This window comes from Streptomyces sp. NPDC007084 (genome assembly GCF_040703595.1).
Classification (GTDB): domain Bacteria; phylum Actinomycetota; class Actinomycetes; order Streptomycetales; family Streptomycetaceae; genus Streptomyces.
The window spans coordinates 75,554-89,649 of record NZ_JBEYFY010000021.1 but is presented as its reverse complement, the minus strand read 5'-3'; the positions used below and the strand labels follow the sequence as shown (position 1 = coordinate 89,649).

Genomic DNA, 14,096 nt, shown 5'->3' with positions numbered 1-14,096 from the left:
TATCGCTCACGCAAGGTTTACAGCAAGAGTCTTGCAACCGGCGGAAAGAGTTTTCAGCAGCTCGACTTGCCCGCGTAGAGCGCGAGGGCCGTGTTGGCGCCGAGCGTTGCCGTGAACTGGCCCGAACCGTTCACGCTGACCTGCGTGTTGTTCTGCACGTTGCAGTAGGTGCCGGCCGGCAGGGAGGTGGTGTAGGTCCGGCTGAGGGAGGACGTCTCGTGGTTGATGGCGACGAAGCCCTTGGTGCCGCGGCCGAAGGCGATGGCGTCGTTGCCGTTGTCCCACCAGTTGCTCAGCGCCTGTCCACGCGTGGCGTTGCGGAAGGCGACCATCGACTTGATCTCGGGCCAGGCGTGCTGGCACTTCCAGCCGTCCTGCCAGCAGGCGTTGACCGTGCCCCCGTTGGGCGGTCCGGCGTCCGCGTCGGACCACTCGTAGCCGGAGTTGATGTCGGGGGCGCCGTAGGGGTAGGCGAGCATGAAGACGTTGGCGAGGGTGTAGTTCGCGCCGTCCTTGTAGTTGAGGGTGGAGCCGTTGCGCTCGGTGTCGTGGTTGTCGACGAAGACGGCGGCGACGCTGTTGTCCAGGTAGCCCCAGCCCTCGCCGTAGTTCTTCAGGTAGGCGAGGTTCTCGTTGTTGAAGACCCGCTTGAGGTCGTAGGCGTAGCGGAACTCCTGGACGTCGCCGTTGCCGGTGTACTCGGTGGGCTGGACGGCCTCGCCCGCGCCGTAGATGACCTCCTGCTTCCAGTACGCGGAGGGGTTGTTCAGCCGGGACTTGATGTTGGCGAGGTCGGCCGCCGGGATGTGCTTGGCCGCGTCGACGCGGAAGCCGTCGACGCCGTAGCCGAGCAGGGTGTTGAGGTACCCGGCGATGGTGGACCGGACGTACTCCTCGCCGGTGTCGAGGTCGGCGAGGCCGACGAGTTCGCAGTTCTGCACGTTGGCGCGGTTGGTGTAGTCGCTGATGCCGGCGGTGCAGTCGTCCATGTCGTACGAGGAGTACAGGCCGGGGTAGTTGTACTTCGTGTACGAGGAGCCGCCGGTGCCGGTGCCCGATCCGGCGGACATGTGGTTGATGACCGTGTCCGCGACGACCTTCACGCCGGCCGCGTGACAGGTGTTGATCATGTTCTTGAAGGCGGTGGCGTCACCGAGCCGCCCGGCGATCCGGTAGCTGACCGGCTGGTACGAGGTCCACCACTGGGAGCCCTGGATGTGCTCGGCGGGCGGGGACACCTGGACGTAGCCGTATCCGGCGGGGCCCAGTGTGGTGGTGCACTCCCTGGCGACCGAGTCGAATTTCCACTCGAACAGGACGGCGGTGACGTCCTTGGTGCCGGGCGGGGCGGCTTCGGCGGTACCGGCGGGGAGGGCCACGGAGGCGGCCATTCCGGCGGCGAGCGCGAGCGCGGTGGCAAGAGGTCTCTTGGCCATGTCTTCTCCTGCACGTCGTTGTGCGGTGGGGGTGTGCGGGTGCGGGTGACCGGGGCTCCGGGGTGCAAGTGGGGGGCCCAGGAAGGAAGTTGCCCGGTGAATCAGCCGGGCGTGTGCCGGAACGTATCTCTTGCCAACAAGTTTCAGCAAGATGTCGTAAGGGATTTCAACGCGCGAAAAAAGCGGTGCCCCGGTCCGGAGGACCGGGGCACCGCTCAGCCGGGAGGGGGCGGGGTCAGGCCGCCCCCTCCCGGTCGTGGCCGGGCGGGGTCAGACCGCCCACCACACGGTCGTGTCGGCGGGCAGCTCCGCCTCGCCGCCCTTCGGCACGCTCACCTCGCCGCTCGCGACGAGCACCCGGCCGTATACCGGCACGGTCACCGCCGTGCCGCCCGTGTTCGCCGTGCAGACGACATCGCCGCGCCGGAAGGCGAGGACGCCCTCGGGCGCGTCCAGCCACTCGACGGAGTCTCCGGCGCCGAGGTCGGGCCGCTCCCGGCGCACCGCCAGCGCCTCGCGGTACAGCTCCAGGGTCGAGCCCGCGACGCCGGTCTGCGCCTCGATGCTCAGCTCCGCCCACGCGGCGGGCTGCGGCAGCCAGCTTCCGCCGTCCCCGAAGCCGTACGAGGAGCCGGCCCGGGTCCACGGGATCGGCACCCGGCAGCCGTCGCGGAAGCCGTCCTGTCCGGCGCCGCGGAAGTAGGCGGGGTCCTGGCGCACCTCGTCGGGCAGGTCGACGACGTCGGGCAGGCCGAGTTCCTCGCCCTGGTAGAGGTAGGCGGAGCCGGGCAGCGCCAGCATCAGCAGGCTCGCCGCGCGGGCCCGGCGCAGGCCCAGCTCCCGGTCGCCCGCGGTGCGGATCTGGGTGCCGAGGCCGGCCTCGTTGGCGAAGCGGGTGGCGTGCCGGGTGACGTCGTGGTTGGACAGCACCCAGGTGGAGGGGGCGCCGACCGGGCGCATCGCGTCGAGGGTCCGGTCGATCACCGAGCGCAGCTCGGCCGCGTCCCAGTGGGTGCCCAGGTACTGGAAGTTGAAGGCCTGGTGCAGCTCGTCGGGGCGGACGTAGTTCGCGGTGCGCTCGATGGTCGGCGTCCACGCCTCGGCGACGAAGATCCGCTCGCCGGAGTACTCGTCGAGGATCGTGCGCCACTGCCGGTAGACCTCGTGCACCCCGTCCTGGTCGAAGAACGGCATGACATCGTTGCCCAGCAGTTTGAGCTGGTCGTGGTCGCCGAGGTCGGGCAGCCCCTCCGCCTTGACCAGGCCGTGCGCCACGTCGATACGGAATCCGTCGACGCCCATGTCCAGCCAGAACCGCAGGATCGAGCGGAACTCGTCGCCGACGGCGGGGTGTTCCCAGTTGAAGTCGGGCTGCTCGGGCGCGAAGAGGTGCAGATACCACTCGCCGGGGGTGCCGTCCGGTTCGGTGACCCGGGTCCAGGCCGGTCCGCCGAAGATGGACTCCCAGTCGTTGGGCGGCAGTTCGCCGTCCGCGCCCTTGCCGGGGCGGAAGTGGTAGCGGTCGCGCAGGTCGGAGCCGGGGCCCTCGCGCAGGGCGCGCTTGAACCACTCGTGCTGGTCGGAGGAGTGGTTGGGCACCAGGTCGACGATGATCCGCAGGCCGAGCCCGTGGGCGTCGCGGATCAGCGCGTCGGCGTCCAGCAGGCTGCCGAACATGGGGTCGACGGCCCGGTAGTCGGCCACGTCGTAGCCGGCGTCGGCCTGCGGCGAGGCGTAGAAGGGGCTGAGCCACACGGCGTCCACGCCGAGGTCGCGCAGATACGGGAGTCGGGAGCGTACGCCCTCCAGGTCGCCCATGCCGTCGCCGTTGCTGTCGGCGAAGCTGCGCGGATAGACCTGGTAGATCACCGCGTCGCGCCACCAGTCGCGGTGCGCGGCGACGGTGGCGAGAACGGAGTTCGGGGCCTGGTCGGCGGAGTGCTGGCTCATGGCGTCCTTGATGCGATGGGTTCCCCGTGGCCGGGCGGGCCCGGCGTGGGGAGGAGTTCGGTGGGGGCGGCCCCTGCTCGCGCGGCACGCGGAGCACGGGCGTGAGGTCCGGGGCCGACGAAGTCGGTTTCCCGGGTGGGGAGTCGTGGCGGCCGCGGTACCGGCGGGGTCTGGGTGTCTCCCCCCGCTCGGAGAGCTGGGGGAGGGCACCGCGGCCGCCACCCGCGCGCCGGGGCGCGCGGAGTCTTGCGGAGGTGGGCGCGAGGGGCGTCCCTCACGGGTCAGCCCTTCGTGCCGCCCGCGGTCAGGCCGGTCACCAGGTTCTTCTGCACGAGGTAGAAGAACGCGGACACGGGTATCGCGACGAGGACCGCGGTGGCGGCCATCAGGTTGCGCTGCGCGTCGTGCTCGCTGACGAAGCTCTGGAGTCCGACGGCGAAGGTGTACTTCGAGTCGTCCAGCATGAACGTGGAGGCGAAGGCGACCTCGCCGAACGCGGTGATGAAGTTGTAGAACGCGGCCACCGCGAGGCCGGGCTTGGCGAGCGGCAGGATCAGCCGGAAGAAGGTGCCGAAGGGGCTGAGCCCGTCGACGCGCCCGGCCTCGTCGATCTCGAACGGGATGGTGTCGAAGTACCCCTTGAGCAGCCAGGCGCTGTAGGGGACGGCGGTCGAGCAGTAGACGAGGATCAGGCCGAGGTAGGAGTCGATGAGTCCCAGGTCGGAGAGGATCTGGTACATCGGCACGATGAGCACGGCGATCGGGAACATCTGGGTGACCAGCAGGACCCACATGAACTTGCGGTAGCCGGGGAAGCGCATGCGGGACACCGCGTAGCCGGTGCTGGCCGCGACCATCACGCCGATCAGCGTGGTGCCCAGCGACACGATGAGCGAACTCTTCATCCATTCGAAGAAGTTCGTGTGCTGAAGCACGAAGGAGTAGTTGTCGAACGTCATCGTGTCCCAGATGCGTCCGGGGTGCAGGTAGTCGTCCTTGTCCGGACCGAGGGACAGGAAGACCAGCCAGGCGATCGGGAACAGCGCGATCAGGCTCGCGACGGTCAGGATGCCGTGCGAGGCGAGCGAGCCGGCGAGCCCGCGCCGGCCGCGCTCGCGGACCGGCCGCGCGGCCGCGCCGGGGACGGGGGCCTCTTCGGCCGGCGGTGTCCGCAGGGTGGTGGTGCTCATGGAGACTCCCGCCTCAGATCGCGAGCTGCTGGTCATTGCGGTTCAGCCAGCGGCGGTAGAAGGAGGTGAAGACGACGAGGATGGCCAGCAGCAGCATGCCGTAGGCGGCCGACTGGGCGAAGTCGCGCGGCTGCTGTCCGAAGCCGAGGTAGTAGGCCCAGGTGACGAGGATCTGCGCGTCGGGGGCGGTGTTGCCGAACAGCAGGAAGATCACGGCGAACTGGTTGAAGGTCCAGATGACGCCGAGGAGCACGACGGTGGAGCTGACCGACCTGAGGCCGGGCAGGGTCACGTAGCGGAACTGCTGCCAGGCGCCCGCGCCGTCCATCTCGGCGGCCTCGTACAGCGTGCTGTCGATGGACTGGAGTCCGCCGAGAAGCGAGACCATCATGAACGGCACACCGCACCAGGTGTTGACCATGATCGCGGCGAACCGCTGCCAGAAGGTGTCCTCGAGCCAGGCCGGGGAGGGCAGGTGCAGCGCGTCGAGCATCGCGTTGACGATGCCGCCGTCGGCGAGCATGAACCGCCAGCCGAAGACGGTGACGAAGGTCGGCACGGCCCAGGGCAGGACGAGGATCAGCCGGTAGACGGTGCGGCCGCGCAGCTTCTGGTTGAGCAGCAGGGCGAGGCCGAGGCCGATGCAGTAGTGCAGGGCCACACACAGGACGGTCCAGGCGATGGTCCAGATGAAGTGCGACCAGAAGCGGTCGTACGACGTCGGACCCCAGAGGATGTCCTTGTAGTTGTCGAGGCCGATGAACTTGTAGGTGGCGTCGATGTGGTTGACGCCGATGGTGCGGGCCGAGTTGAGGCTGTTGGCGTCCGTCAGCGTCAGGTAGAAGCCCCGCACCAGCGGATAGAGCACCAGTCCGCCGAGAACGACGACGACCGGGGCGATCATCGCGTACGCGTACCAGTACTTCTGGTACGCGTGCTTCAGACGCTGCGCCCGGCCCGGGCGCGGTGCTCGGTCACCGCGGCGCTTGCCGGTCGCGCGGTCGATGGCGACTGTCATGGTTCGACACCTTCTGCAAGATCAGGGGTTGGGCGCGCACGGCCGGTGGCCGCCGGGTCCGTCCCCGCCGCCGGCGGGGGTCCCCCCGGCCCGGCCGGAGCCGGGCGCGGGGTGCGGAAGCGGCGGCCACACGGGCTCACTTGCTGAAGTCCGGGACCAGCTTGGCGATCGCCAGTTCGGCGTTGCTCAGGCCCTTGTCCAGGGACTCCTTGCCGCCCGCGATCTTCGGCAGCTCGGTGTCGAGCGGGCCCCACAGCGAGCTGTACTCGGGCAGCGCCGGGCGCGGCTGGGCGGCGGGGAGCACCGTCTGGTAGCCGGCGATGCCCGGGTCGGCCTTGACCTCGGCGGTGTAGGCGTCGTCGCGCGTGGGCAGCGTGGAGTTCTTGAGCGCGATGGTCGCCTGGGACTTCGCGGAGGTCATGAACTTCACGAACTTCAGCGAGGCCGCCTGGTGGGCCTTGTCCGAACCCGCGTACACGGAGAGGTTGTGGCCGCCGGTCGGGGCGCCCGCCTTGCCGGTGGAGCCGGCCGGGACGGTGGCGATGCCGAGGTTCGTCTTGTCGGTGAAGGCCGAGCCCTTGTAGAAGTTCGTGATCTCCCAGGGGCCCTGGACGATCGCGGCGACCTTGCCGTTGACGAAGGCGTCCTGGATGTGGGCGTACGCGTCGGCGGTGGTGTCCGCCTTGTGCAGGCCCTTGCCGGAGAACAGGCCCTGCCAGGTGCCGTACGCCTTCTTCGCGGCGGCCGAGTTCACGGTGATCTTCTTGGCGCCGGCGTCGACCGTGTCGGTGCCCTCGCCGTAGAGGAAGGACTGGGCGTAGTAGGCCTGGGTCGAGCCCCAGTAGCCGTCGACGCCCGTCTTCGCCTTGATCTTCGCCGCGTCGGCCTTCAGGTCGGCCCAGGTCTTCGGGGCCTCGGCGATGCCGGCCTTCTTGAAGAGCGCCTTGTTGTAGACGAGCGCGAGGGTGTCGGTGACCAGCGGAACGCCGTAGGTCTTGCCGTCGTACTTGGCCTGCTCGATCAGGCTGGGCTGGAACTTGGCCTGGTCGGCGAGGGCCTCGGTGCCGTCGAGCGGCGCGAAGAAGCCCTTCTTCGCGAAGGCGGGGGTCCAGCCGACCTCGGAGCGCAGCACGTCCGGGGCGCCCTTGGAGCCGGCGGCCGTGTCGAACTTGTTCTGCGCCTGGTCGAAGGGGACGTTGACGTACTTGACCTTGATGCCGGGGTTGGCCTTCTCGAACTGCTGGGCCAGAGCCTTGTACGTCGGCGCCTCATTGGTGGCGTTGGAGGTGTCCCACCAGGTGATGGTGGTGGGGCCGTCCGACTTGTCGCTGCCGCTGTCACTGCCGCCGCAGGCCGTCGCCGCGAGGGCGAGGGACGCCACCAGCGCGGTGGCCGCTATGCCACGCCGCATGAGATCTCCTTGAGGGTGAAAGCCCGAGTAGGTGGGGATGCGGTCCCGCCCGATCCCCTTGCCGACTTGCCGACTGCGCCGTTGCGTCCGCCGGGCGACGTGAACGTAACAGCGTTGTAAGCGGCGCGAAAGACCTTGCAGCAAAAAAGTGCAAGAGCTGCCGAGAGTTACGGGCCCGTGACCTCCCCCGCCGAGTCCCCGATCCCTTGCGCCAGGCCGATCAGCGGAGGTGCGCGGCGCTGTGCAAGACTCTGCAAGCTCTTGCCACGGCTGTCGCGTACGGGGATCATCGGGCCGTCAGCGCCTTGCAGGAGCCACCCCTTCCCGCGGCGCACGCCCGGGACGCCGAGCCGACCGGAACACGAGGGAGCGCGATGACGCAGCAGCCCGGAGCGGGCCGTACAACCGCCCGCACACGGCGTCCGGTTGGTGGGCAGGGCGATACCCGACCGGTACAGTCCAATCCCGTGACCACACGGCTTGCCGACATCGCAGCCCAGGCGGGGGTCAGTGAAGCGACTGTCAGCCGCGTCCTCAACGGGAAGCCGGGCGTCGCCGCGACCACCCGCCAGTCCGTCCTGGCCGCGCTCGACGTGCTGGGCTACGAGCGCCCGGTGCGGCTGCGGCAGCGCAGCGCGGGCCTGGTGGGCCTCATAACCCCCGAGCTGGAGAACCCGATATTCCCCGCGCTCGCGCAGGTCATCGGGCAGGCCCTGACACGCCAGGGCTACACCCCCGTCCTCGCGACGCAGACCCCGGGCGGCTCCACCGAGGACGAGCTGACCGAGATGCTGGTGGACCGCGGGGTCGCCGGCATCATCTTCGTCTCCGGACTGCACGCCGACACCTCGGCCGACATGCAGCGCTACGAGCAACTGCGCGGCCAGGGCGTCCCCTTCGTCCTCGTCGACGGCTTCTCCCCCAAGGTGCAGGCGCCCTTCATCTCCCCCGACGACCGCGCGGCGATGGCCCTCGCGGTCACCCACCTCGCCTCTCTCGGGCACACCGGCATCGGGCTCGCCCTCGGCCCGAAGCGGTTCGTGCCGGTGCAGCGCAAGATCGAGGGCTTCGTGCGCACCATGCAGGAGCAGCTCGGCCTGGCCGCCGCCGATGTCGAGGAGCGACTGGTCCAGCACTCGCTGTACACCCTGGAGGGCGGTCAGGCCGCCGCGAGCGCGCTGATGGACCGCGGCTGCACGGCGATCGTCTGCGCGAGCGACATGATGGCGCTCGGCGCGATACGGGCGGCGCGCCAGCGCGGTCTGGAGGTTCCGACGGACGTCTCGGTGGTGGGATTCGACGACTCGCCGCTCATCGCGTTCACCGACCCGCCGCTCACGACGATCCGCAAGCCGGTGCCGGCCATGGGGCAGGCGGCGGTGCGCACGCTCCTGGAGGAGATCGGCGGCACGCCCGCCCCGCACAGCGAGTTCGTGTTCATGCCGGAACTGGTGGTACGCGGCTCGACCGCCTCGGCGCCCGGGGACCGCGGGCGTTCCTGAGCCGGTGCCCTCTGGGGGTCGCGGTCGTCCTTGAGGAGGAGTCGCGGGGGCGTTATCGCCACCTGTGGGCGTAGAAAGTGCGACCTGAACCCAACCGGGGGATGATCGGTGGTCGAAGGCTTTTCTGGCAGACTCTTCGCCTATGGGTGAGACCGTGACGACACTGGAAGGCCGGGAAAAGGCCACCGACCAGCCCGTCGCGGAGGAGAAGGCGGGTCACCACCTCCTGCGTCGTATGCGGGCCCCGCGTCGCCCCCGCCTCTGGTTCGAGATCCTCCTCATCGCCGTGAGTTACTGGACCTATTCCCTGATCCGCAACGCGGTGCCGGAGCAGAGACACGCCGCCCTGCGCAACGCGGACTGGATCTGGCGGATGGAACACCACCTCGGCATCGCGGTCGAGGAGTCGGTCAACCACGCCGTGAACTCGGTGACATGGCTGATCATCGGGATGAACTACTACTACGCGACACTGCACTTCGTGGTGACGCTCGGTGTTCTCGTCTGGCTGTACCGCCGCCATCCCGGCCGCTACGCCGCGGCCCGCCTCGCGCTCTTCGCGACCACGGCGGTGGCCCTGCTCGGCTACTACTTCTATCCGCTCGCGCCACCCCGGCTGATGACCGGCAACACCTTCGTGGACACGGTCACGGTGCACCAGACCTGGGGATCGATGGCCTCGGGCGACCTGAAGCACATGTCGAACCAGTACGCCGCCATGCCGTCCATGCACATCGGCTGGTCCCTGTGGTGCGGGCTGACCGTCTTCGCGCTGGCCTCCGCCCCGTGGGCCCGCGTCCTCGGCCTGCTCTACCCGGCGGCCACCCTCACGGTGATCGTGTCGACGGCCAACCACTTCTGGCTGGACGCGGTGGGCGGCATGCTCTGCCTCGCCTTCGGCTTCCTGGTGGCCCGCCTCTGGTACGGGACGTGGCCCTACCGGCTGCCGCAGTGGGTGCCGGACACCCGTACGGGGCGGACGCTGCCGGCGAAGACCTGAGCCGCGGGCTCCGCGCTCCCGCCGGGCGCGCTTTCCACCCCCGGGGAGTCCACGGTCCGTACGTCCCGGGCGTCACGCTTCCCGGGCGTCACACTTCCCGGGCGTCACACTTCCCCGGGGTCACGCTTCCCCGGGGTCACGCTTCCCCGGGGTCACGCTTCCCCGGGGTCACGCTTCCCCGGGGTCACGCTTCCCGGGCGTCACGCTCCGTAGAACAGCTCGTCCACGACGGCCCGGGCCCTGCGGGTGGTGCGCCGGTAGTCGTCCAGCATGTCCCCGACATGACCGGGGCCGTAGCCGAGGTAGCGGCCCACCGCGGCCAGCTCACGGCCGTCGGAGGGGAAGGTGTCACCGGCCCGCCCGCGCACCAGCATCACCGCGTTCCGTACGCGGGTGGCGAGGACCCAGGCCTCGTCCAGGGTGGCCGCGTCCTCCGTGGACAGCAGCCCGGCGGCGCGGGCGGCGGCCAGTGCCTCCCGGGTCCGGGTCGTCCTGAGGCCGGGCTCGGCCCAGCCGTGCCGGAGCTGGATGAGCTGGACCGTCCACTCCACGTCGGACAGCCCGCCCCGCCCGAGCTTGGTATGCAGGGTCGGATCGGCGCCGCGCGGCATCCGCTCCGACTCCATCCGCGCCTTCAGCCGCCGGATCTCCCGTACGGCCTCCTCGCCGAGCCCCTCCGCCGGGTACCGCAGCGGGTCGATCAGCTCGATGAACCGGCCGCCCAGGTCGGCGTCGCCCGCCACGACCTCCGCCCGCAGCAGCGCCTGCGACTCCCACACCAGCGACCAGCGCCGGTAGTACGCCTCGTACGACTTCAGCGTGCGCACCAGCGGCCCCGACTTGCCCTCCGGGCGCAGGTCGGCGTCGATCAGCAGGGGCGGGTCGGCGCTCGGGATCTGGAGGAGCCGGCGCATCTCGGACACCACGGCGTTCGCCGCCTTGGACGCCTCGTGCTCGTCCACGCCCTCGCGGGGTTCGTGCACGAAGAGGACGTCCGCGTCGGAGCCGTAGCCCAGCTCGTGGCCGCCGAAACGGCCCATGCCGATCACCGCGAACCGGGTCGGCAGGGTGTCCCCCCAGCCGTCGCGCACCACGGCCCGCAGGGTGCCGGCGAGCGTCGCCGCCGTCAGATCGGACACCGCGCCGCCGACCAGGTCGACCAGCGCGCCCTGGTCGGCGATGACCGGGGTCTCCTCGGTGCCGTAGGAGGCGATGATGTCCGTCGCGGCGGTACGGAACAGCTCCCGGCGCCGCACCCCGCGCGCCGCGGTCACCGCCTGTTCGCCGCCGTCCGCCCGGCGCACCGCGGCGAGGATCTCCTGTTCCAGATGGGCGCGGTCGCGTGGTTCGAGGCCGCCGCTCTCCCCGTCGCCGAGCAGCGCCACGGCCTCGGGCGCGCGCAGCAGCAGGTCGGGGGCGAGCCGGCCGGCCGACAGCACCCGGGCGAGGTTCTCGGCGGCGGCGCCCTCGTCCCTCAACAGCCGCAGGTACCAGGGGGTTTTGCCGAGCGCGTCGGAGACCTTCCGGAAGTTGAGGAGTCCGGCGTCGGGGTCGGCGGAGTCCGCGAACCAGCCCAACAGGACGGGCAGCAGGGTGCGTTGGATGGCGGCCTTGCGGGAGACGCCGGACGCCAGCGCCTCCAGGTGACGCAGGGCCGCGGCCGGGTCCGCGTAGCCGAGGGCGACGAGCCGCTCCCGGGCCGCACCGGGGCTCAACCGGGTCTCGCCGGGGGCGAGTTGGGCGACCGCGTCGAGCAACGGCCGGTAGAACAGCTTCTCGTGCAGCCGGCGCACCACGGAGGCGTGCCGTTTCCACTCCCGGTTCAGTTCCTTGACCGGGTCGACGCGCAGGCCGAGGGAGCGGCCGATGCGGCGCAGGTCGGCCTCGTCCTCCGGCACCAGGTGGGTGCGCCGGAGCCGGAAGAGCTGTATGCGGTGCTCCATCGAGCGCAGGAAGCGGTAGGCGTCGTCGAGCTGGACGGCGTCGGCGCGGCCCACGTAACCGCCGGCCGCGAGCGCCTTCAGGGCGTCCAGGGTGGTGCCGCTGCGCAGCGAGGTGTCGGCCCGGCCGTGCACCAACTGGAGGAGCTGCACGGCGAATTCGACGTCCCTGAGGCCGCCGGGGCCGAGCTTCAGCTCGCGTTCGATCTCGGCGGCCGGGATGTTCTCCACGACGCGGCGACGCATCTTCTGCACGTCGGCGACGAAGTTGTCCCGCTCGGCGGCCTGCCACACCAGCGGGGCGAGCGTGGCCACGTACTCCTCGCCGAGCGCCAAGTCCCCCGCCACCGGGCGGGCCTTGAGGAGCGCCTGGAACTCCCAGGTCTTCGCCCAGCGCTGGTAGTAAGCGAGATGGCTGCTGAGGGTGCGCACCAGCGGGCCGTTGCGGCCCTCGGGGCGCAGGTTGGCGTCGACCGGCCAGATGCTGCCCTCGACCGTCGTCTCGGAGCAGATGCGCATCAGGTGGGAGGCGAGCCGGGTGGCCGCCTGCACGGCCTTGGCCTCGTCGGCACCGTCCGTGCCCTCGGCGGCCTCCGCCACGAAGATGACGTCGACGTCGGACACGTAGTTCAGCTCGTGGCCGCCGGTCTTGCCCATCGCGATCACGGCGAGCCGGCACAGCGCGGCGTCGTCGGGGGCGGCGGCGCGGGCGATGGCGAACGCGGCGCGCAGGGTCGCGGTGGCGAGGTCCGCGAGTTCGGCGGCGGTCTGCGCGAGGTCGGTGGTGCCGCAGACGTCGCGGGCGGCGATGGAGAGCAGGCAGCGGCGGTAGGCGACGCGCAGCGCGACCGGGTCGTCGGCGCCGGCGAGCCCCGCCTCGAACTCGGCGACACCCGGGTGCAGGTCCTGCGCCTCGTAGGTGACCAGGGCCCGCCAGTCCCCGGGGTGCCGGGCGAGGTGGTCGCCGAGCGCCTCGGAGGCGCCGAGGACACCGAGGAGGCGGTCGCGCAGCGGCTTGGCGGCGATCAGGGTGTCGAGCAGTTCCCGGCGGGCCGCGTCCCCGTCCTGCGCCTCGACCAGCCGGACCAGTCCGAGCAGCGCCAGGTCGGGGTCGGCGGTGGCGCCGAGGGCCTCCAGGAGCACCGGGTCGGCCCTTATGGGCGCCAGTTCGGGGCCCTCCAGAAGACGTTCGGCCGCCGAGGGATCGGTGAAACCGTGCCGCAGCAGCCGCGTGAAGGTACTGCTCCTGCGCCCCGGCGCCGTCATCCCGGCCTCCCGTCGGATCGGACCCGCACCGCCTTCGGATCAAGGTCGTGCGAAGCGAGCCTAACCCCGGGTGGGCGGGGCTTGTCGTCTGGATCGGGGGACGTCCGAGGAGGCGGGGTGGGACGTGGGGGTGCGGCGCGGGGGTGGGAGGCAGGGGTGGGGCGCGGGGTGGGAGGCGGAGGTGGGGCGCGGGGGCGGGAGGCGGAGGTGGGGCGCCGGCCACGTCGGTGACGACAGCCGGCCGCAGGTGGGGGGCGCAGGCGCAGGTGGCGGGCGCGGGTGGCGGGCGGCGGGCGCAGGTGGGGGGAGCAGGCGCAGGTGGCGGGCGGCGGGCGCAGGTGGCGGGCGGCGCCGAGGGCAGCCGTTCACTTGCTCTTCACCTTGCCGGTTGGGGGACGTGGGCCCCGGGATTGTTGGCGTGTGCATGCTCTGTCCGCACCGCCGCCGTCGACACCCCCTCACCCCCTCACCTCACCCCCTCACCGGAGGTCTGCAGTGCCCGGCAGAAACGTGTACCGCCGCAGTCGTGCCGTCGTGGCATCGGCTCTCGCCTTCACCGCGGCAGCGGCCGGGGTCTGGACCGGCTTCGCCGGCTCTGCCCCCGCCCACGCGGCGGCGGCCGTCCCGACCCCGGACCACGTCGTGGTCGTGGTCTTCGAGAACCACGCGTACAGCCAGGTGATCGGCTCCTCCAGCGCTCCCTACATCAACTCGCTCAAGACCGGCGGAGCCAACCTCTCCCAGTCGTACGCCGAGACGCACCCGAGCCAGCCGAACTACTTCGCCCTGTTCTCCGGCTCCACGCAGGGGATCACGGACGACAGTTGCTACACCCCCGGCTTCTCCTCCGCCCCCAACCTCGCCTCCGAGCTGATCGCCAAGGGCAAGACCTGGGGCAGCTACAACGAGACGCTGCCCAGCCAGGGTTCGACCACGTGCAGCAGCGGCAACTACGCCCGCAAGCACAACCCCTGGTTCGGTTTCAGCAACGTACCCACGTCCAGCGCCAAGACGTTCGCCCAGTTCCCGACGGACTACTCGACGCTCCCCCAGGTCTCCTTCGTCGTCCCGAACCTGTGCAGCGACATGCACGACTGCTCGGTGTCCACCGGTGACACCTGGCTGAAGAACAACCTCGGCGCCTACGCCACCTGGGCCAAGACCCACAAGAGCCTGCTCGTCGTCACCTTCGACGAGGACAACCGCCTCGCCGGGAACAAGATCCCGACGGTGCTGTACGGCCAGCAGGTGACTCCGGGCTCCTCCTCGTCCACCACCTACAACCACTACGACCTGCTGCGCACGCTGGAGGACATGCACGGCCTCACGCACGCGGGCAACGCCGCCTCCGCCAAGGACATCACGGGTATCTGGACGTCCTGA

9 protein-coding genes are annotated in these 14,096 nt (G+C 70.7%); 3 read left to right on the top strand and 6 right to left on the bottom strand.

The features are described from left to right. Positions 1 to 53 precede the first annotated feature (53 nt). The 5 genes from AB0912_RS19235 to AB0912_RS19215 all read right to left on the bottom strand — a co-directional run bounded on the left by AB0912_RS19235 (position 54) and on the right by AB0912_RS19215 (position 7,005). Positions 54 to 1,436 (bottom strand): alpha-amylase family protein, encoded by a 1,383-nt coding sequence (locus tag AB0912_RS19235; RefSeq protein WP_366701163.1) that lies wholly within the window; start codon positions 1,434 to 1,436, stop codon positions 54 to 56. A gap of 270 nt (positions 1,437 to 1,706) precedes the next feature. Then, the gene (locus AB0912_RS19230; protein ID WP_366701161.1) at positions 1,707 to 3,386 is read right to left on the bottom strand and encodes a glycoside hydrolase family 13 protein; all 1,680 of its coding nucleotides are present in this window, start codon (positions 3,384 to 3,386) and stop codon (positions 1,707 to 1,709) included. A 281-nt stretch (positions 3,387 to 3,667) separates the two neighbouring features. Beyond that, entirely contained in the window at positions 3,668 to 4,576 is a 909-nt protein-coding gene (locus AB0912_RS19225; RefSeq protein WP_366701159.1) for a carbohydrate ABC transporter permease, read from the bottom strand. 13 nt (positions 4,577 to 4,589) lie between these two features. Then, a complete protein-coding gene (locus AB0912_RS19220; RefSeq protein WP_366701157.1) occupies positions 4,590 to 5,594 on the bottom strand; it encodes a sugar ABC transporter permease in 1,005 nt (334 codons plus the stop codon). A 136-nt stretch (positions 5,595 to 5,730) separates the two neighbouring features. Further along, positions 5,731 to 7,005, bottom strand: a complete 1,275-nt coding sequence (locus AB0912_RS19215) for an extracellular solute-binding protein (RefSeq protein ID WP_366701155.1) — start codon at positions 7,003 to 7,005, stop codon at positions 5,731 to 5,733. 467 nt (positions 7,006 to 7,472) lie between these two features. On the opposite strand from AB0912_RS19215, the gene AB0912_RS19210 reads away from it, so the two are divergent. Further along, positions 7,473 to 8,507, top strand: coding sequence for a LacI family DNA-binding transcriptional regulator (locus AB0912_RS19210; RefSeq protein ID WP_366701153.1), 1,035 nt, complete (start codon positions 7,473 to 7,475; stop codon positions 8,505 to 8,507). Positions 8,508 to 8,649: 142 nt separating this feature from the next. Further along, positions 8,650 to 9,507 carry a phosphatase PAP2 family protein gene (locus tag AB0912_RS19205; RefSeq protein ID WP_366701151.1) on the top strand — a complete coding sequence of 286 codons (858 nt, stop codon included), beginning with the start codon at positions 8,650 to 8,652 and terminating at the stop codon, positions 9,505 to 9,507. 200 nt (positions 9,508 to 9,707) lie between these two features. Here AB0912_RS19205 and AB0912_RS19200 read toward each other — a convergent pair whose 3' ends face one another. Beyond that, a complete protein-coding gene (locus AB0912_RS19200; protein ID WP_366701149.1) occupies positions 9,708 to 12,713 on the bottom strand; it encodes a bifunctional [glutamine synthetase] adenylyltransferase/[glutamine synthetase]-adenylyl-L-tyrosine phosphorylase in 3,006 nt (1,001 codons plus the stop codon). A 495-nt stretch (positions 12,714 to 13,208) separates the two neighbouring features. On the opposite strand from AB0912_RS19200, the gene AB0912_RS19195 reads away from it, so the two are divergent. Beyond that, positions 13,209 to 14,096: an alkaline phosphatase family protein gene (locus AB0912_RS19195; protein ID WP_366701147.1), complete on the top strand. Its 888-nt coding sequence runs from the start codon at positions 13,209 to 13,211 to the stop codon at positions 14,094 to 14,096.